Source organism: Mesomycoplasma flocculare ATCC 27399 (assembly GCF_000815065.1).
In the GTDB taxonomy this organism is placed as follows: domain Bacteria; phylum Bacillota_I; class Bacilli_A; order Mycoplasmatales; family Metamycoplasmataceae; genus Mesomycoplasma; species Mesomycoplasma flocculare.
In genome coordinates, this window is the sequence record NZ_CP007585.1 from 551,566 (window position 1) to 568,201 (window position 16,636).

At 32.5% G+C, this 16,636-nt stretch carries 30 protein-coding genes; 1 reads left to right on the forward strand and 29 read right to left on the reverse strand.

Features of this window, described 5'->3' with window-relative positions; all coding sequences use genetic code 4:
- Positions 1-116: 116 nt before the first annotated feature.
- The 29 genes from rplQ to rpsJ form a co-directional block, all read right to left on the reverse strand.
- Positions 117-479 (reverse strand): 50S ribosomal protein L17, encoded by a 363-nt coding sequence (gene rplQ, locus MYF_RS02225; protein WP_002557812.1) that lies wholly within the window; start codon positions 477-479, stop codon positions 117-119.
- A gap of 2 nt (positions 480-481) precedes the next feature.
- A complete protein-coding gene (locus tag MYF_RS02230; protein WP_002557813.1) occupies positions 482-1,480 on the reverse strand; it encodes a DNA-directed RNA polymerase subunit alpha in 999 nt (332 codons plus the stop codon).
- 6 nt (positions 1,481-1,486) lie between these two features.
- Complete coding sequence (rpsK, locus tag MYF_RS02235; protein WP_002557814.1) at positions 1,487-1,891, reverse strand: 30S ribosomal protein S11; 405 nt, start codon at positions 1,889-1,891, stop codon at positions 1,487-1,489.
- Positions 1,892-1,893: 2 nt separating this feature from the next.
- Positions 1,894-2,307, reverse strand: a complete 414-nt coding sequence (rpsM, locus tag MYF_RS02240) for a 30S ribosomal protein S13 (protein ID WP_002557815.1) — start codon at positions 2,305-2,307, stop codon at positions 1,894-1,896.
- A 202-nt stretch (positions 2,308-2,509) separates the two neighbouring features.
- The gene (gene rpmJ / locus MYF_RS02245; protein WP_002557816.1) at positions 2,510-2,623 is read right to left on the reverse strand and encodes a 50S ribosomal protein L36; all 114 of its coding nucleotides are present in this window, start codon (positions 2,621-2,623) and stop codon (positions 2,510-2,512) included.
- A 44-nt stretch (positions 2,624-2,667) separates the two neighbouring features.
- The gene (gene infA / locus MYF_RS02250) at positions 2,668-2,895 is read right to left on the reverse strand and encodes a translation initiation factor IF-1 (RefSeq protein ID WP_002557817.1); all 228 of its coding nucleotides are present in this window, start codon (positions 2,893-2,895) and stop codon (positions 2,668-2,670) included.
- On the reverse strand, positions 2,896-3,648 hold the full coding sequence (gene map / locus MYF_RS02255; protein ID WP_002557818.1) for a type I methionyl aminopeptidase: 753 nt from the start codon (positions 3,646-3,648) through the stop codon (positions 2,896-2,898). It abuts the gene before it with no gap.
- Positions 3,639-4,277, reverse strand: coding sequence for an adenylate kinase family protein (locus tag MYF_RS02260; protein WP_002557819.1), 639 nt, complete (start codon positions 4,275-4,277; stop codon positions 3,639-3,641). Before MYF_RS02260 ends, map begins: the two co-directional genes overlap by 10 nt.
- A 48-nt stretch (positions 4,278-4,325) precedes the next feature.
- A complete protein-coding gene (secY, locus tag MYF_RS02265) occupies positions 4,326-5,747 on the reverse strand; it encodes a preprotein translocase subunit SecY (RefSeq protein ID WP_002557820.1) in 1,422 nt (473 codons plus the stop codon).
- The gene (gene rplO / locus MYF_RS02270; protein ID WP_002557821.1) at positions 5,747-6,190 is read right to left on the reverse strand and encodes a 50S ribosomal protein L15; all 444 of its coding nucleotides are present in this window, start codon (positions 6,188-6,190) and stop codon (positions 5,747-5,749) included. The genes secY and rplO overlap by 1 nt, the downstream gene beginning before the upstream one ends.
- 283 nt (positions 6,191-6,473) lie before the next feature.
- On the reverse strand, positions 6,474-7,253 hold the full coding sequence (gene rpsE / locus MYF_RS02275; protein WP_002557822.1) for a 30S ribosomal protein S5: 780 nt from the start codon (positions 7,251-7,253) through the stop codon (positions 6,474-6,476).
- A gap of 1 nt (position 7,254) precedes the next feature.
- Positions 7,255-7,620, reverse strand: a complete 366-nt coding sequence (gene rplR, locus MYF_RS02280) for a 50S ribosomal protein L18 (RefSeq protein WP_002557823.1) — start codon at positions 7,618-7,620, stop codon at positions 7,255-7,257.
- A 2-nt stretch (positions 7,621-7,622) separates the two neighbouring features.
- Positions 7,623-8,162, reverse strand: coding sequence for a 50S ribosomal protein L6 (gene rplF, locus MYF_RS02285; RefSeq protein WP_002557824.1), 540 nt, complete (start codon positions 8,160-8,162; stop codon positions 7,623-7,625).
- Between the two features lie 11 nt (positions 8,163-8,173).
- On the reverse strand, positions 8,174-8,569 hold the full coding sequence (gene rpsH / locus MYF_RS02290; protein ID WP_002557825.1) for a 30S ribosomal protein S8: 396 nt from the start codon (positions 8,567-8,569) through the stop codon (positions 8,174-8,176).
- 5 nt (positions 8,570-8,574) lie between these two features.
- Complete coding sequence (locus tag MYF_RS03240; protein ID WP_002557826.1) at positions 8,575-8,760, reverse strand: type Z 30S ribosomal protein S14; 186 nt, start codon at positions 8,758-8,760, stop codon at positions 8,575-8,577.
- A 48-nt stretch (positions 8,761-8,808) separates the two neighbouring features.
- Positions 8,809-9,354: a 50S ribosomal protein L5 gene (gene rplE / locus MYF_RS02295; RefSeq protein ID WP_002557827.1), complete on the reverse strand. Its 546-nt coding sequence runs from the start codon at positions 9,352-9,354 to the stop codon at positions 8,809-8,811.
- Between the two features lie 2 nt (positions 9,355-9,356).
- On the reverse strand, positions 9,357-9,680 hold the full coding sequence (gene rplX, locus MYF_RS02300; RefSeq protein ID WP_002557828.1) for a 50S ribosomal protein L24: 324 nt from the start codon (positions 9,678-9,680) through the stop codon (positions 9,357-9,359).
- A gap of 3 nt (positions 9,681-9,683) precedes the next feature.
- A complete protein-coding gene (rplN, locus tag MYF_RS02305; RefSeq protein ID WP_002557829.1) occupies positions 9,684-10,052 on the reverse strand; it encodes a 50S ribosomal protein L14 in 369 nt (122 codons plus the stop codon).
- Position 10,053: 1 nt separating this feature from the next.
- Positions 10,054-10,341, reverse strand: coding sequence for a 30S ribosomal protein S17 (gene rpsQ, locus MYF_RS02310; RefSeq protein ID WP_051054304.1), 288 nt, complete (start codon positions 10,339-10,341; stop codon positions 10,054-10,056).
- On the reverse strand, positions 10,334-10,699 hold the full coding sequence (gene rpmC / locus MYF_RS02315; protein WP_002557831.1) for a 50S ribosomal protein L29: 366 nt from the start codon (positions 10,697-10,699) through the stop codon (positions 10,334-10,336). Before rpmC ends, rpsQ begins: the two co-directional genes overlap by 8 nt.
- A gap of 7 nt (positions 10,700-10,706) precedes the next feature.
- Positions 10,707-11,117, reverse strand: a complete 411-nt coding sequence (gene rplP / locus MYF_RS02320) for a 50S ribosomal protein L16 (RefSeq protein WP_002557832.1) — start codon at positions 11,115-11,117, stop codon at positions 10,707-10,709.
- Between the two features lie 2 nt (positions 11,118-11,119).
- Positions 11,120-11,803 carry a 30S ribosomal protein S3 gene (rpsC, locus tag MYF_RS02325; RefSeq protein ID WP_002557833.1) on the reverse strand — a complete coding sequence of 228 codons (684 nt, stop codon included), beginning with the start codon at positions 11,801-11,803 and terminating at the stop codon, positions 11,120-11,122.
- Entirely contained in the window at positions 11,803-12,324 is a 522-nt protein-coding gene (gene rplV / locus MYF_RS03530) for a 50S ribosomal protein L22 (RefSeq protein WP_002557834.1), read from the reverse strand. Before rplV ends, rpsC begins: the two co-directional genes overlap by 1 nt.
- A gap of 12 nt (positions 12,325-12,336) precedes the next feature.
- On the reverse strand, positions 12,337-12,609 hold the full coding sequence (gene rpsS, locus MYF_RS02335; protein WP_002557835.1) for a 30S ribosomal protein S19: 273 nt from the start codon (positions 12,607-12,609) through the stop codon (positions 12,337-12,339).
- On the reverse strand, positions 12,609-13,457 hold the full coding sequence (gene rplB, locus MYF_RS02340; protein ID WP_002557836.1) for a 50S ribosomal protein L2: 849 nt from the start codon (positions 13,455-13,457) through the stop codon (positions 12,609-12,611). The genes rpsS and rplB overlap by 1 nt, the downstream gene beginning before the upstream one ends.
- Positions 13,457-13,948 (reverse strand): 50S ribosomal protein L23, encoded by a 492-nt coding sequence (rplW, locus tag MYF_RS02345; protein WP_002557837.1) that lies wholly within the window; start codon positions 13,946-13,948, stop codon positions 13,457-13,459. The genes rplB and rplW overlap by 1 nt, the downstream gene beginning before the upstream one ends.
- 3 nt (positions 13,949-13,951) lie before the next feature.
- On the reverse strand, positions 13,952-14,596 hold the full coding sequence (gene rplD, locus MYF_RS02350) for a 50S ribosomal protein L4 (protein WP_002557838.1): 645 nt from the start codon (positions 14,594-14,596) through the stop codon (positions 13,952-13,954).
- Entirely contained in the window at positions 14,589-15,290 is a 702-nt protein-coding gene (gene rplC, locus MYF_RS02355; RefSeq protein WP_002557839.1) for a 50S ribosomal protein L3, read from the reverse strand. Before rplC ends, rplD begins: the two co-directional genes overlap by 8 nt.
- 1 nt (position 15,291) lies before the next feature.
- Positions 15,292-15,612: a 30S ribosomal protein S10 gene (gene rpsJ / locus MYF_RS02360; RefSeq protein ID WP_002557840.1), complete on the reverse strand. Its 321-nt coding sequence runs from the start codon at positions 15,610-15,612 to the stop codon at positions 15,292-15,294.
- 392 nt (positions 15,613-16,004) lie between these two features.
- Between rpsJ and MYF_RS02365 the strand changes: the two genes are divergently transcribed.
- Positions 16,005-16,622 (forward strand): hypothetical protein, encoded by a 618-nt coding sequence (locus MYF_RS02365; protein ID WP_002557841.1) that lies wholly within the window; start codon positions 16,005-16,007, stop codon positions 16,620-16,622.
- Positions 16,623-16,636: the final 14 nt, after the last annotated feature.

Sequence of the window (16,636 nt, forward strand, 5' to 3'; positions counted from 1 at the left end):
AAAAACAAAAATATATCGTAATATATAGTCTTCTTTACTTTTTCCCGCAAAAATAAAAAATAGACGCGCTAAAAAAAGCGGCATTCTTTATATTCCCTAATTTTAAAAGCAAAAACCTAGACTAATTCAATTATTGCCATTTTTGCATTATCTCCAGCACGACTAGGAATTTTTATAATCCTTGTATAGCCCCCATTTCTTTCAAGATAACGCGGTCCGATTTTGCTAAATAAATAAGGCATAGCCTTCATCCCTTCTTTATTTTTTTGCAAATAAAGAAAACTAAGAACTTGACGGCGTGATGCAAGATCATTTTTTTTTGCTTTTGTAATTAGTTTTTCAACCACAGAACGAAGTCGCTTTGCCCGTGCAAGCGTTGTTTTTATGTACCCATGCAAAATTAGTGATGTTGCTAGCGAACGAAAAAGGCGCCTGTCTCAGGAAGAATCATGCTTGTAAATTTGGTGAGGATTTGCCATTTTTAATTTTCTCCTTTATAATCATGCTTATAATTTTGCAATTTTTCTATTATTTCCTGAACTGATTTTCTCCCAAGATTTTTGATATTTTCAAAATCCTCTTGACTAAGATTTTCAATATCAGAAATTTTATAATATTGAGCGCGGCGAAGCGCGTTAAGTGAACGCACTGAAAGATTAAGAGCATCAATACTATTAGAAAAACGGCGAACTGGTTCTTCCTTGATTTGCTGATTTTCGAAAAAATCTTCACTGAATTTATTAAGATTTTCCACATTTGCTAATAAATTAAGGTGGGCAATGAGAATTTTAGCTCCCTGGGCTAAAACATCTTTTGCCAAAATTGAACCATCAGTTTTGATTCAAAAATTTAGTTTTTCTTCGATAATTGGGCTTGCTGAATTAATCTCAATTGATTGATAATTTGCATTTAAAACCGGAGAAAAATCGCTATCAACAGCTAAAACTGTACCCTCTAAATTTGATTCTAGTGTTTGAATTACTTCATTTACGTATTTTTTATTTGTTTCAAAATCACTAAAACCCTTTCCGGAAGTAATAAAAATTTCGAATTGTAAAGCGCCAATACGAGAAATATCAGCAATATACAAATCAGGATTAACAATTTTTAGTCCGCTATGAGATTGAATATCGCCTGCGAAAATTTGGCCTGCTTTTTGACCACTAAAACTCGCCTTATGAATTTGGTTTTTCTCAAAAAAACTAGGTTCATAAAAAAAACGGACTTTTTTAAGATTGTTTAAAATAGTTACAACATCTTCAATTACATCGTCAAGAACGGCAAATTCGTGTTTTACGCCTGCAATTTTAACAGCGAAAACGGCGCAAGAAGGAATTGCCGATAAAACTGTTCGCCGAAGCGCATTTCCGATTGTATTCGCCAGCCCGCGTTCTAATGGTTTTAGTTCAAAACTTGTTTCGAATTCGGTAATTTGTTCAACTATATTTTCAGAATAAAAAACTTTTGCATTTTTTTTCATTTAATCCTACCTTTTTTCCTGACGTTTAAATCATTTTCGCGGCGGTCTAGTTCCATTATGGGGAATCGGGGTAACATCTTTTGTTAGTAAAATGTTAATTCCGGAAGTAATAATTTGCTTACGGGCAGCCTCTTTTCCTTGTCCTGTTCCTTTTAGCTCGACAACTACCTCACGCATTCCGTGCTCGCGCGCTTTTTGCGCAGCTGCCGCAGTAGCTAGTGTCGCCGCATAGGCAGTTTTTTTCTTTGTGCCCTTAAATCCAATTGAACCAGATGAGGCTCAAGAAATTACATTACCTTGTTTGTCTGTAAAAGAAATAATTGTATTTTGGTGCGAAGAATGAATATGAGCGATTCCGACGGTAATATTTTTTGGCCGAACTTTTTTAACTTTTTTTATATTAGTTGCCATAATTATTTACCTTTCTCCTTTTTTGCCATAATTGTTTTTCGTGGTCCTTTACGAGTACGTGCATTTTTTTGTGTTACTTGACCTCGAACCGGCAGTCCTTTTCGATGACGAATTCCGCGATAACATTTTATTTCGATTAATCTTTTAATATTTGATTGCACTTCTCGGTGCAAATCACCTTCAGTTTTGTAAATTTTTGCAACATCACGAATAATTTGCAAAACTTCTTCATTAATTTCTTTTACCTTTGTATTAAGGGTTAAAATTGGATATTTTTTTCCAAATTTTTCTGCCTGTAATTTAGCAGTTTTTCCAACAATTTCTGTTGCTAGTGATTTTCCAATTCCATAAATACTTCTAAGAGCAATTACAACTCTTTTGTGATTAGGAATTTCAACATTAAGAACACGTGCCATATTGAAAATTTATATAAATATTTTTCCTTTTTATAATTTTAAAAAATTGTTTTAATTTTAGAGATTAAATAATAACTAAACTTTATTTTTTTAATTAGCTTATAAAAATAAAGTTTAGTGACAAAATCAAAATTTTTAAATTAAATTTATTAATTAATTTTGATTTTTAACTTAAAATAGATCAAAATTGAAAAGCCTAAAATTAGCCTTGCCTTTGCTTATGTTTTTTTAGTTGGCAAATAACGCGGTTAATTGAACGGCGCTTAATAATTTTGCAATCTTTGCAGATTTTTTTAATACTTGCTCGAACTTTCATTTTTTGCCTTTTTACTTTTGTATAAATATTTTAAAAAAACTAAATTACTTATAGCGGTAAACAATTCTTCCTTTTGAAAGATCATAAGGGGACATTTCCACGCGGACACTATCACCTAAAATGATTTTAATATGGTATAATTTCATTTTTCCGGCAATATGACAGTTTAATTTAACGCCATTTTCAAGGGTTACTTCATATTCTTGAGCATTAAAAACGTGGGTTATTTTTCCTGAAAATACAAGTTTTTGTTCTTTTGATGATTTTGTCATTTAATTTTGATCCATTTCTGTTAGAATTATTCCTTTGCCATTATGAATTAAAACTGTCTCTTCATAATGGGAAGTTTTCTTGCCATCTTTTGCTTTTACAGTTCAGCCATCTTTTAAAATTTCAACTTTTGCTGATGTTTGCAAAATCATTGGTTCGATACAAATTACCATATTATTTTTTAGCCTGATTCCTTTTTTGGGCTTGCCAAAATTGTAAATATTTGGATTTTCGTGTAATTGTTTGCCAATACCATGACCTGAAAATTCTAAAGGAGTAAAAAATCCATATGATTTTATTACATTCGCAATTGCAAAACCGATATCTCCGGTTGTTGCCCCTGGCTTAATTGCATTAAAACCAGCAAAAAAAGCTTGCTTTGCGCAATTAATTAGCTTCTGATTTTCTGAATTTTCGCCAAGTGATTTCGAAAAAGCACTATCAACGAAAAACCCGTTATAAGAAAGCCCTAAGTCAATTGAAACTAAGTCATTATGCTGAAGGATATAATCACTTGGAATTCCATGGATCAAAACTTCATTAACGCTTGTACAAATTGTAGCAGGAAAACCGTGATAATTTAGAAAAGCAGGTTTTGCATTTTTCTTTTTAATCTCTTGAAAAGCAATTCTATCGACTTCTTTTAAAGAGATACCTGGTCTTACAAAATCATAAACTCTTGCTTTGACTTCTGCCAGGATTTTCCCTGCAATTTTCATTTCGCTTATTTCAAATTCTGACTTAATTATAGCCATTTTTCGATTTCTTCGATAATTTTTTCAAGAGGGTTTTCGGTATCTAAATAGTGAATTTTGTTGATATTTTCATAATGTTGAACTATTGGAGCGATTGAAAGATTGAATTTTTCTATTCTAACACTAATAATTTCAGGGCGATCATCGTTCCGAGTAATTAAATCGTTATTATCAAGGTCACATTTACCAGCAATTTTTGGTTTAGCTAACAATAAATTATATGGTTTTTGGCATTCCTGACAAAAAAGTCGTTGGCGGAGACGATTAATAATTGTATCGGTCCTAATTTTTAGATAAAAAACAAGATCAACTTCAATTCCGTTTTCGTTCATAAAATTTAACTGTTCAATTGTTCTTGGATAGCCATCGAGAATATAACCTCGATTTTTTGGTAACTTGCTTATAAAATCAGCAACTATTTTATTTGTTATCTTATCTGGAACATAACCGCCAGAACTTACATAGCTCTGAATTTTTTTTGCTAGTTTTTGATCTTCTTTAATTTTTAATCGGAAAAGCTCGCCTGTAGAAATATGGACTAATTTATATTTATCCACTAAAATTTTCGAAAGACTTCCTTTACCTGATCCGGGCGCGCCAATGAAAAGAATTCTTTTTTCACTTATCATATTCTAAAAATTTATCATCCTTTTGCAAACAATTTACAAGCTATAATTTTACCATAAAAGATCCTGATTTGAATTTTGCGAACTGGAGTTTAGTTTTAATGTAAGACTTTTACGGATTTTTTTACTTTGTTTTAGAACTTTTTGAGCATCATAACGGGCTTTAATTTGCGAAATTGTCTCAAGTGTTGTTGTTGCTAAAATTATTATCGAAATTCCAGAAAAAGTGATTGCCGAAGGTATCCCTAACATAATCTCAACTGGTTGGAGGATTCCAAAAAAAGTAAGATAAATCGCGCTAAATATTGAAAGCCTTAAAACAACTCCGATTAAATAATCTTCGGTTTGTTCCCCTGGGCGAATCCCTGGAATAAAAGTGGAATTTTTTGCAAAATCCTGAGTGATTTTATCAATTCGGGATTGCTGTAATGACATTATGATACTAAAAGTGATGTTAAAAACAATAAAAATAATTAAACCAAACGGGTGATAAATTTGCATGTTATTATCAATTCAATTACGGGTTGGCGAGGTATTTCGGTCAAGAAAACCGCTAAAAAGCGTAGGCAAAGAAACAACAATTAAAGCAAAAATCACAGGCATAATTCCGGCAGGGTTTAACTTTAATGGTAAAACAGAAATCTCCTTAACATTTTTTGACATTCCTGATCCGGTTTGCTGGATTGGTATTTTTCGTTCTGCTAAATAAACATAAACCGAAATTAACAAAACAAGTAAAAAAGCAAAAATATAAAGAAGAAAACTTAGAACTTGAGTAATTAATGAAGAAGGGGAACTAAGATCAACAAGATATTCAAAGGCATGCTTAAAACGACGGGGAATACCAACAATAATTCCGGAAAAAATTAAAAGTGAAGTTCCATTACCAACGCCTTTTTCGGTGATTTGCTCAGCTAAAAACAGTGAAAAAAGCGAACCAGCCACCAATATCAACGGCAAAACTAATCAAATAAAAACTTGTGTATTGATTTCTAAACGCACAAAACCAAAATCACTATTCAAAATTACCGTACGGATTAACACGATTGCTTGAACAAAGGCAATTACCAAAGTCAAAAATCTAGTTATTATATTAATTTTTCGTCTACCTGCTGGACCTGATTGTGAAAGCCGATGAATTGGTGGGAATAACTTCGTTTGCGCTATTAACATAAATAAGGAAGCAGTAATAAACGGACTAATTCCGAGTGCAACCACTGAAAAATTGAGTAATCCGCCGCCGCCGACGGTATTAATAATTCCTAAAAATGAATTTGCATCCAACTGGAATTGTAATAGTTTTAATCCGGGGATTGTAATTGTGCCACAAACAATAAAAATAACAAGTAAAAAAATTGTAAAAATTAATTTTCGAGTTAAAATTTGTTCTTTAAAAGCAAAGTATACACGATTCTTTAGAATTACGTAGGCAGAAGTTATATTTTCTCAAATTTTACCCAAAAATTTCAACACTAGCGAACCTCGATTTTGCCACCTAATTTCGTAATTTTTTCATGCGCAGCAGCAGAATAAGCGTTTGTTGTGATTGTTAATTTTTTTGTTAGTTCGCCTTTTGCAAGCAGTTTGGCTGGAAGATTTCTTTTTTTAAGAATCCCTTTAAGATATAAGGATTCCAAACTAATTTTATCACCATCTTGATAACGACTTTCAAGGTCAGAAAGGTTGAAAATTTCAAATTTTTTTGCATTAAAATTATAAAATCCAATTTTTGGCACACGACGAAACCAAGGATTTTGCCCGCCTTCAAAACCCAGGCGAACAGTTGACCGTTTTTTTTGTCCCGATTGTCCACGACCTGCTTGTTTTCCTTTTCCAGCAGCATGGCCACGTCCTTTGCGATGTTTTTCTTTTCTAGAACCAGGGGTATAAATAAGATTTTCAAGCCTAATTGACATTTTTTTGATCCTTTTTTTAGTTTGAAATGAGTAATTGTACTAAATTATTTAATTTGTCTTTTATTTTTTCATAAAAAAAAAAAAAAAATTGCGAATTAACTGCTTTTGGATAATTATAACACAAAAATTTTAAAAAGAAGATATTCGTTTTAGTTAAATTAAAATAACTAAATTTACTGTTTTTTCAAAAAAGTATAAATAATAAGAATAAATTCGCAAATTTTTCTCTTTTAGTTAAATTGTGAAATTTAAACTAAATAAATAAATAAAAATTTTAGTTTTTTTAGTTTTTTAGCGCGTGGGCTTGTTGTGGACTTAAATCACGTAATTCGGCTACCTGATTAAGTGTTTTAAGTCCTAAAAGCGCTTTTAGAGTGGCTCTTACCACGTTAATTTTTGTTCGTGAACCATAAGTTTTTGTATAAATATCAGTATATCCTGCAAGCTCAACAACGGCGCGCACAGTATTGGAGGCAACAATCCCCTTACCTCTTGGCGCTGGTTTTATCAGAATTTTTGATGCTGAATATTTTGCGCTAATTTCGTGAGGGACAGTGGATCTGCGATAAATAGGCACACTTACAAGTCGGTTTTGTGCGTCTTTTATTGCTTTGCGGATCGAGTCTTGAACTTCATTCGCCTTGCCATGACCAAAACCGACTTTACCTTTTTTATTCCCAACAACAGCAAAAGCGCTAAAAGAAAAACGACGGCCACCTTTTACAACTTTTGTAACTCGCGCAATTGAAACTACCCTATCTTCGAATTCAGGTTTGAAATTTTTGTCTTTATTTTTTTGCCTTTGTGGCCGAGGTCGTTGGGTTCGTTTTTGCTCTTTTGAAGATTCAAAATGCTCTTGATTTACTTTTATTTTTTTAATAAGGGCTCCGGATTCGTTTTTTATTTCTGTTGGGATTTGCCCCGTTAGTTTTGTGTTAGTGTTTTTAGTTAAAATATTAAGATCAATAGTGTTTGAATTCTCGGTTATTCCAACTATTGCGTCTTGTTTTATATTAGATTTCTGCTCACTTTTTGCTAGGTTTTTTTCAAGATTATTATCCATTCTAGAATTTTACTCCTTGTATTCTTAGTGCATCGGCAAAGGCTTTGACACGGCCATGGTAAATATAACCGCTACGATCAAAAACAAAATCAGTCTTTTCTAATTGTTTTTCTTTGATTTTTTTATATAATTCAGGGGCTAAACCTGCTGCTGCTTTAATATTTCCGCTGTATTTATCAGTTTTATTTAACGTTGAGACCGAAATTAGTACTTGATTTTTTCAAGGATCAAAAATATAAGCATAAAAATGACGCAAAGATTTATAAACACCGATGCGATATTTTTGTTTATCCTCGCGGTTTTTTACTAACTTATTTAAAATGCGGACATGTTTTACTTTTCGATAAAAATTACGTGATTTTTGCATAACTATTTTGAAGCTTTTTTCCCTTCTTTTAGTTTCAGAATTTCATCAGCATAGGAAATTCCTTTTCCAGAATAAGCATTTGGTTTGCGCACCTGGCGGATTTGAGCAGCAAATTGCCCGACTTTTTGTTTATCAATCCCTTTAATTTGAATTGTTGTTGGATTCGGTATTAAAACATCAAGTTCTTCAGGCACTTTAATTTCAACAGGATGAGAATAGCCAACTAAAAGCTCAATTATGTTGGTTTTTAATGTTGCCTTATATCCAACACCTTTAATTTTTAACTCCTTTTGAAAACCTTTAGAAACCCCGACTAACATCGCAGATAAATGCGAATTTGTTGTGCCATGAAGTTGTTTTACTTGTTTTATATCCGAATTTCTTGTAGTTTTTAATGTTTGGTTCTCCGCAAAAATCGCAATTTGCGGAGAAAATTGTCTTTCTAAAATACCTAAAGGCCCCTTAATTTTTACATTTGAGCCGTTAATTTCGACAAAAACTTGCTGAGGAATTACTAATAAACGGTTACCAACACGTGACATTTAAATTTACCTTACCAAATATAGGCGATAATTTCACCACCTATATTTTCCTTTCTTGCTTGCGAATCTGTTAGTATTCCTTTTGAAGTTGAAAGAATTGCAATCCCAAAACCTGATTGGACAAAAGGAATTTTACTTGCTGGAGTATAAACTCGCAATGAAGGTTTTGAAATACGCTTAAGTCCAGAGATTGTTGAAAGATTTCCTTTATATTTAAGCTCGACAGTAATTGTTTTTTTTAGTTCTCCTTGAACTTGAAAGTCTTTAATATAACCAGCTTTTTTAATAATTTCGATTATTTTTTGTTTTGTTTTTGAATGCTGAAATGATACTTGTTTGTGTTTTCTGATTGTTGCATTCCGAATTCGGGTGAGCATATCAGCAATTGGATCTGTAATAAAAGCCATAATTTCTACCAACTCGCTTTCTTTATTCCTGGGATTCTTCCTTGATGTGCTAATGTTCGAAAACAAATCCGACAAATTCTAAATTTCCGCAACACTGAATGTGATCTTCCGCATAATTGACAACGAGTATAAGCACGAACTTTAAATTTTGGGACTCTGTTTGCTTTTACTTTTCACGACATTTTTGCCATAAATTTTATCCTTTTTAATTTAAAAATTGGTAGTTTTTTCGCTAAAATTTAAATTTTTTTAGCAAATGGAAAACCTAATAATTCTAGTAATTTTTGGGCTTGTTGATTATTTTTAGCAGTTGTTACGATTACAACATCAAGACCGCGAATCTTGGAAATTTTATCAAAAGTTATTTCCGGAAAAACGATTGCTTCTTTAAACCCAAGTGCAAAATTACCGTTATTATCGAAAGATTTTTGTGAAAGACCGCGAAAATCGCGAATCCGCGGAATTGCAATGTGTAAAACTTTTGCAAGAAAATTCCACATTTGCTGTCGCCTTAGAGTAACTTTGCCGCCCATCGGCATTCCTTGACGCAATTTTCAGGTTGCCAATGATTTTTTAGCAGTTGTTTTATACGGTTTTTGCCCAGTTATTTTTCTTAGATCATCAAGAACGGACTCGATTGCTTTGGCATTACTAACTTGGTCTCCTGCTGTCATATTCACAACAACTTTAGTAATTTTGGGTACTTGCGATACTGATTTGAAATTAAAATGTGCTTTTAACTCTTTAAAAACGGATTCTTTATAATGCTGTTCAAGTTTTGTCATCACTAAATTGCCTTTCCCGTTTTTTTGGCAATTCGAATTTTATTGCCATTTTCGAATTTAAAACCAACACGAGTCGGGATTGCTGGTTTATCTTTTGTAGCTTTTTTTGCAACTAGCGCCAATTTTGAAAATAAAATTGGGGCATCAAAATTAACAATTTCACCGGTTGTATTTTTATTTGAAGGTTTTTTATGTTTGGTTTTTGTATTAATACCTTTGACAATTGCAGATTTTTTAGAAGGGATTATTTCTAAAACGGAAGATACCTTGCCTTTATCATCTCCTGATAACACTAAAACTGTATCATTTTTACGGATTTTTGCCATAATTTATAATACCTCCTGAGCAAGTGATGCAATTTTTAAATACCCTTTTTCCCGAATTTCTCGGGCAATTGGCCCAAAAACCCTTGTTCCTCGGGGTGTTCCATCTTCTTTTATAATCACAACCGCATTATCATCGAATTTAATATGCCCCCCATTTTTCCGCCGTAATCCGTAAGTTGTTCTAACAATTAGCGCTTTAACTACTTGACCTTCTTTTAAAATTCCGTTAGGGATTGCCTTTTTTACAGAAACTACAACAATATCGCCAATATTTGAAGTTTTTTTTACCGAACCACCTAAATTTCGAATTACCCCAACAATTTTTGCTCCAGAATTATCAGCGACATTAAGACGCGAAAGTTCTTGAACCATTTTAGATTTCTCCTTTTTTTTGCAAAACTTCAACTAATCGAAAATGTTTGGTTTTTGAAATTGGACGACATTCGGTTATTTTCACAAAATCACCAACTTTAGCAAGTCCGTTTTTATCATAGGTTGCAAATTTCTTTGTTTTGCGGAACCTTTTAGCATAAATTTTGTGTTTATAAGCTGTTTCTACTGCGACCATAATGGTTTTGTCGCCCACGCGTATAACCTTGCCTTGTAAACTTTTACGGAGATTACGAGTTTGCGATTTTTTTAATAAATTTACATTATTCATTCTGAGCACTCATTTCTACGGGTTTTGCTATTTTGTTTTGGATTTTTGGAGCTAAAAGTGGTTTTATATGTGATCTAAAATGGGATTTTAATGATTTTGGTTTATGCGAAAGGATAAATTTTTTAGCTTTTTTTTGTTTTTTTGTTAATTTTTTTGGTTTGGGATTTTCTTGAAGATTTTTTTGGGAGATTATCGTTAAAATACGGGCGATTATTTTCCGAATTTGCGCAATTTTATGACTTTGTTCTAAATTTGAACTCTGATTTTTAAAACGTAAAGTAAACAATTCTGAACGATATTCAAGAAGCAATGAATTTAATTCGCTTGATGATTTTTTTAAAAGTTCTTTAAATTCCATGATTTTCCTAAACTGTTGTTACTATTTTTCATTTAAGCGGTAATTTATGCCCCCCCAGTCGCAGGGCATCGCGGGCAATTTCGTCTTTTACCCCTTTAACCTCAAATAACATCGTATTTCGTTTTACAACCGCAACTCAACGGTCAATCGAACCTTTTCCCGAACCCATTCTAACACCTATCGGTTTTGAAGTTAGTGACAAATGCGGAAAAATTCTAATAATAACTTGACCTTCCCGTCCCATTCTTCTGGTAATTGCAACCCTTGCAGCTTCAATTTGGGCAGCTGATACTCAAGCAGAACCTACCGCCTGAAGCCCATATTCGCCAAAAGAAACGAAATTACCTGAATGAGCATCACGTTTATCGTGATAAAGACGGAATGTTTTGCGGTGCTTTGTTTTCTTTGGTTGCAACATTTTTATCTCCTTTTATCACCTTTAGCAATAGTTTCAATATCAATTTTCTGTCTTAGTTCGCCAAGCGAGACTCAAACTTTAACCCCGAGAATTCCGTAGGTTGTTTTAGCAATCGCAGTAGCATATTCTACATTTTGTCGTAAAGTGTGTAATTTCATCTCGCCTTCGGCATAACCTTCAGAGCGAGCCATTTCAACTCCGTTAAGTCGTCCAGATACAAGCGTTTTTACGCCTTTTGCTCCGGCTTTTAGCGCAGTTCTAATTGCAAATTTTTGCGCAATTCGGTAAGATTTTCTTTGTTCTAGTTTTTCCGCGATTGCTTCTGCCATCAATTTTGCATTCAATTCTGGATTTTGAATTTCAAGAGCATCAACATTTAAAATTATTTTCTTGTTTTTTAATGTTCTTTTTAATTTTTCAATAATTTTTTTGAGATTTTCGCCAGAAGCACCAAGAAATGAACCTAATTTTGCTGTATAAACTAAAACGGTAATTGCATTATTCCGATCACGTCGAATCACAGTGTTCCCAATTTGATATTCCCGAGTTAATTTTTCAAAAAAGCGATGAATCTTGACATCTTCTAATAAATTTGCCGCAAATTTATTCTTATTTGCATACCAAATTGCATTATGTGATTTTGTAATTCCGTAGCGAAAGCCATTTGGATTGACCTTTTGCCCCATTATTTTCCTCCTTTTTCGGGTTCAAAACTCGTCTTTGTGGCATCATTTTCAGTAATAAGATCCGTTAAATCAGTTTTTTTGTTGGTCATATGGTCTTGTTTTTTTTCACTTTCTTGTACTTTTATAATGTTTTTGTTCTCATATAGGCGTGTTTTTTCATTATTTTTTTCGTTTTCGGACACAAGAACTACTTTAAAATGGGAAGTTCGCTTCAGTATTTGGCTAGCCGACCCTTTTGCTCGCGGACGAAAGCGTTTTAAAGTCGGCCCTTCGTTAACAATTGCAGCTTTTATGCTTAGATTAGAATGCTCAAGTCCATGGTTATTAATTGCATTGGCAACAGCAGAATTAATCAATTTAGCAAAGATTGGCGCAGCTTTTTTTCTGGTATGGGCAAGAATTGCGAGTGCATCTGAGACTTTTTTACCTTTTAGCAAAACCGCAACAAGTCGTGCTTTTGAAGCTGAAATTCGCTGCGTTTTTAATGATGCAATCGCAAAATTATGGTTAGTTAAATTCATTTATAATTCCCTTTATTTTTTTGCCTTGTCTTTTCCATGACCATAATAAGTTCTTGTTGGCGAAAACTCACCTAACTTATGTCCAACCATATCATCGGTGATATAGACTTCGTTGAAAATTTTGCCGTTGTGAACTAAAAATGTTAGTCCGACAAACTGGGGGAAAATTGTTGAACGTCGCGACCAGGTTTTAATTGGTTTTCGCGAATTTTTTGCAATTGCTTCATCGACTTTTTTTAGTAAATAATCATCAGCAAAAGGGCCTTTTTTTAGTGAACGAGCCATTATTTTTTAGTTTCCTTTCTTGAACGAATTATCAGTTTAGTTGAAGCTTTTTTCGGATTTCTAGTTTTAATTCCTAATGCTTTTTTACCTCAAGGAGTCAAAGGCGATTTTCTTCCAATTGGTTGTTTTCCTTCCCCGCCACCATGAGGGTGATCGTTAGGGTTCATAACCGATCCTCGCACAGTTGGTCTTATGCCTTTATGACGATTTCTACCCGCTTTTCCAATATTAACAAGGGAACTTTCCTCATTTCCAACAACCCCAATTGTAGCTCGGCAAGTCGCTAAAATTCGCCGATATTCTCCAGATTTTAACTTGATAACTACATATTTTCCACCCTCATCGCGCCCTTGAATTTGGGCCCAAGTTCCCGCAGAACGAATAAGTTGACCGCCATGCCCCGGATGAAGTTCAATATTATGAACAAAAGTTCCTTCAGGAATATTTAAAAGCGGGAGAGAATTACCCACTAGAATATCAGAATTAGGGCCAGAACTTATTTTTTGTCCCACTTTAAGATTTTTTGGGGCCAAAATATAACGTTTCTCGCCATCTATATAAGAAATTAGTGCAATATTTGCGGAACGATTGGGATCATATTCTATTGTCTTTACAATTCCAGGAATATTATCCTTGTTTCGTTTAAAATCAATTAAACGGTATTTTCTCTTGTGTCTGCCGCCTTGATGACGAACAGTAATTTTTCCTTGGGAATTCCGCCCTGAGTGTTTTTTAAGAATTACAAGAAGTGACTTTTCGGGTTTATTAGTACTTAAATTTGCGCCAAAATCAAGTGAAGACATATGACGGCGACCATTTGTTACTGGTTTATAATATTTAAGAGCCATTAATTTGCATCTCCCTTATCTTGATTTTCAGCGGTTTTTTCTATTTTTTCTGTTGTAAGATTTTCTGATGCTTTTTCGTGTTTTTTTGCAAGTTTTTGGGCGATTTCCTGGTTTTTAACATCTAATTCAGCTTTTTTTTGCTCTATTTTTGCCATCGTTTCATTGTTGTTTTCGCTATTTTGGTTAAAGTTATCAACTTGGGGGCTTTCTTCATCAAAAAGATTGATTGTATAACCTGGTTTTAATTTTACAAGTGCTTTTTTATATTTAGTTGTAAAACCTTTTGATTTTCCGAGTTTTTTTTCTTTTTTTGGAACAGTAAAAATATTAACCTTATCAACTTTGACATTAAAAATATATTCAACTGCTTTTTTCGTCTCCGAACGATTTGTTTTTGGACTAACCTTAAAAGAATAAACCGAGGCTGACATTAACTGATAGGATTTTTCTGTTAAAATTGGGCCCTTTATAATTTCATTTACATTATTCATTTTTTAAATCCTTTTTTCAAGATTTGCTATTTCATTTTTTGAAATAACTAGCAAATCAGTTTTAATTAGCGATTCAATTGTTATTGAATTAGGTTTTACTAGCTCAACATTTGGTAAATTTCTTGCTGATAAAAATAAATTAGAATCACTGGAGGCAATCAAAATATGACGAAGATGAACAATATTAAATGTTTTTAAATGTTGAACTAGCAATTTTGTTGAAATTTTATCTTGAGAAAAATCACTGACAAGAATTTGCTTGTTTTGAGCAAGCTGAGACAATGCAGAAGCAAAAGCAATTTTCTTAACTTTCTTATTAACTTTTAAATTGTAATTTCTTTGAATAGTTGGCCCAAAAGCACGTCCTCCACCAACAAAAATTGGCGAACGTCTTGAACCGGCTCGTGCTTTTCCGGTTGATTTTTGTTTTCATGGTTTTTTCCCTGTTCCGGAAACCTCAGCGCGATTTTTTACCTTATGATTTGCAAATCTTTTTGTTGATCTTTCAGATAAAATTGAATCAAAAATCGCCTGAAAATATAGATCTTTTTTTTCAAATAACGATTCTGGAAGATCCTCATTTGCATTAAATTTTACCAGGTTTTCATATTTTTTTGTCTGAATTATAATTTCTGAATTTTTATTCATTATTTAACTCCTGATTATTAGAATTAAAACTAATTTCAAAAAGACTAACTGGGGTTTTTGCTTTTGGTTTTTTTGTTGCAGTTTTTATTATTAAAAAAGATTTCTTTGGCCCTGGAACTGATCCTTTTAATATTAATAAGTTATTTTCTTTATCCACTTTAATAATTTCAAGTGATTGTTTTGTAACACGAGAGCAGCCTAAATGTCCTGGCATTGTCATTCCTTTGACAACTTTATTTCCTGAAATATCTCCAAGCGATCCGGTTTGGCGGATTGGCTTAGAGCCTCCGCCTCCACCATGAGATCTTGGCCCAATTGCTTGATTGTGTCGCTTGATTGTCCCAGCAAATCCTTTTCCCTTTGATGTGCCAATTACATCAACAAATTCACCAGCACTAAAAATTGAAACATCGACAACTTGTCCTAATTTGAAACCTTGTAGATTGCGAAATTCGCGAATAAATTTTTTAGGTTTAGTATTTGCTTTCGCAAAATGACCAATTTCTGGCTTTAAAAAACGTGATTCTTTTTTATCAAAAGCACTAAGTTGGACCGCATTATAATTATTTTTTTCTTTAGTAATGATTTTAGTTACAATATTTTCTGGAACTTCGATTATGCTAGCAGGAATAGCAACACCATCTGTTGTAAAAAGTTGGCTCATCCCTATCTTTTTTCCTAGAATTCCTTTCATTTTAACTTACCTCAATTTCTAATCATACGCCGGCTGGAAGTTGTGATCTTGAGATTTTTTCAGTTACGGCTTTTTGATTTGCTGGTGATAATTTTAATATTACAAGTCTTTTATGTGTCCGACTTTCAAATTGTTCACGAGATTTTTTATTAATATGAACTGATCTTAGAATTGTATAAATCGATCTTGAAGTCGGAAGTGGTACAGGGCCTCGGGTTTCAACATTTAATTCACGCGCTAAAAGCACGATTTTTTTAGCGGCCGCGTCAATTTGTCGATGATCAAATGCTTTTAGTTTAATTTTAATGGATGTTTTACTCATAAAAATTTAAGTGAGTTGCTCCTTGTTCATAAATTTTGAACGGACTCCACATAAAAACCAATACACGATAACAACTCTCTCTCGTGTATCGCAACCTTATGCTTCAAAATCCCTTTGGCGATAAATTGGAATTATACAGAAAAATTTAATAATTTTTTTTATTTTTTTATTTTTTTATTAAATGCAAAAAAAATGTAATAAAAAAATAAAAAAGGGTGAAAGGGTGTAATAATAACTTTTTTCAAATAAAAGCGCCATAAAAACTTATGACAATGTAGGAAACAATAAACAAAAACATGCAGTTTTTACTTATTTTACGCAGTTTATAAAAATTTGTCTTAAAATTAGCAAAACAACTCTAAAAAGGTATTTTTTATTCAAAAAGGAGGAAAATGAATAATATTAATTTGTGAATTAACAAAATTTCTTGTAACCTTCAGCGATATGAAAATGTTGTTCAAAATTTATATACAATCGCTATTGCATATAATCAAAATAAAAAAATTTTTGCAATTAGGCCAAATTTACTTGATTTTCCTCATGGCATTGGGCTTCGAAAAATCCCATTTTTGAAAAACTGACCAACAAAAAAAATTATTAGTTTTATTTATAATGGTAAATTAAAAGAAAAATTTACTAACTTTCAAAAATGGGATTTACAAAAAAATCGCAGTTTACTAAACCAAATTAAAGCAAAACTATTAGTTTGAGAATATTACCTAGCATTTTTAGAAGGAAATTATTCACAAACATTAGTGCTTCAAGAAGTTTTATATACAAAAAAACTTTATTTTTTCAGAGGTTTAGTTTGGAATAACAAAAATTATACAATGATTGTTGGTCTTAATAAATTTCAGGGCAATAAACTTTATGCAACTGATTATTGTTCTTTTTTTACAGCGCTTTTGACATCAAAAGAAATTAATGAAAAAGCACAGAATGTTACTAAAATTTCACAAATTAATAAAATCTGGTATAACACTAAAAGACAACATGTTAAATGTTACTAAATATTTGTGAATTT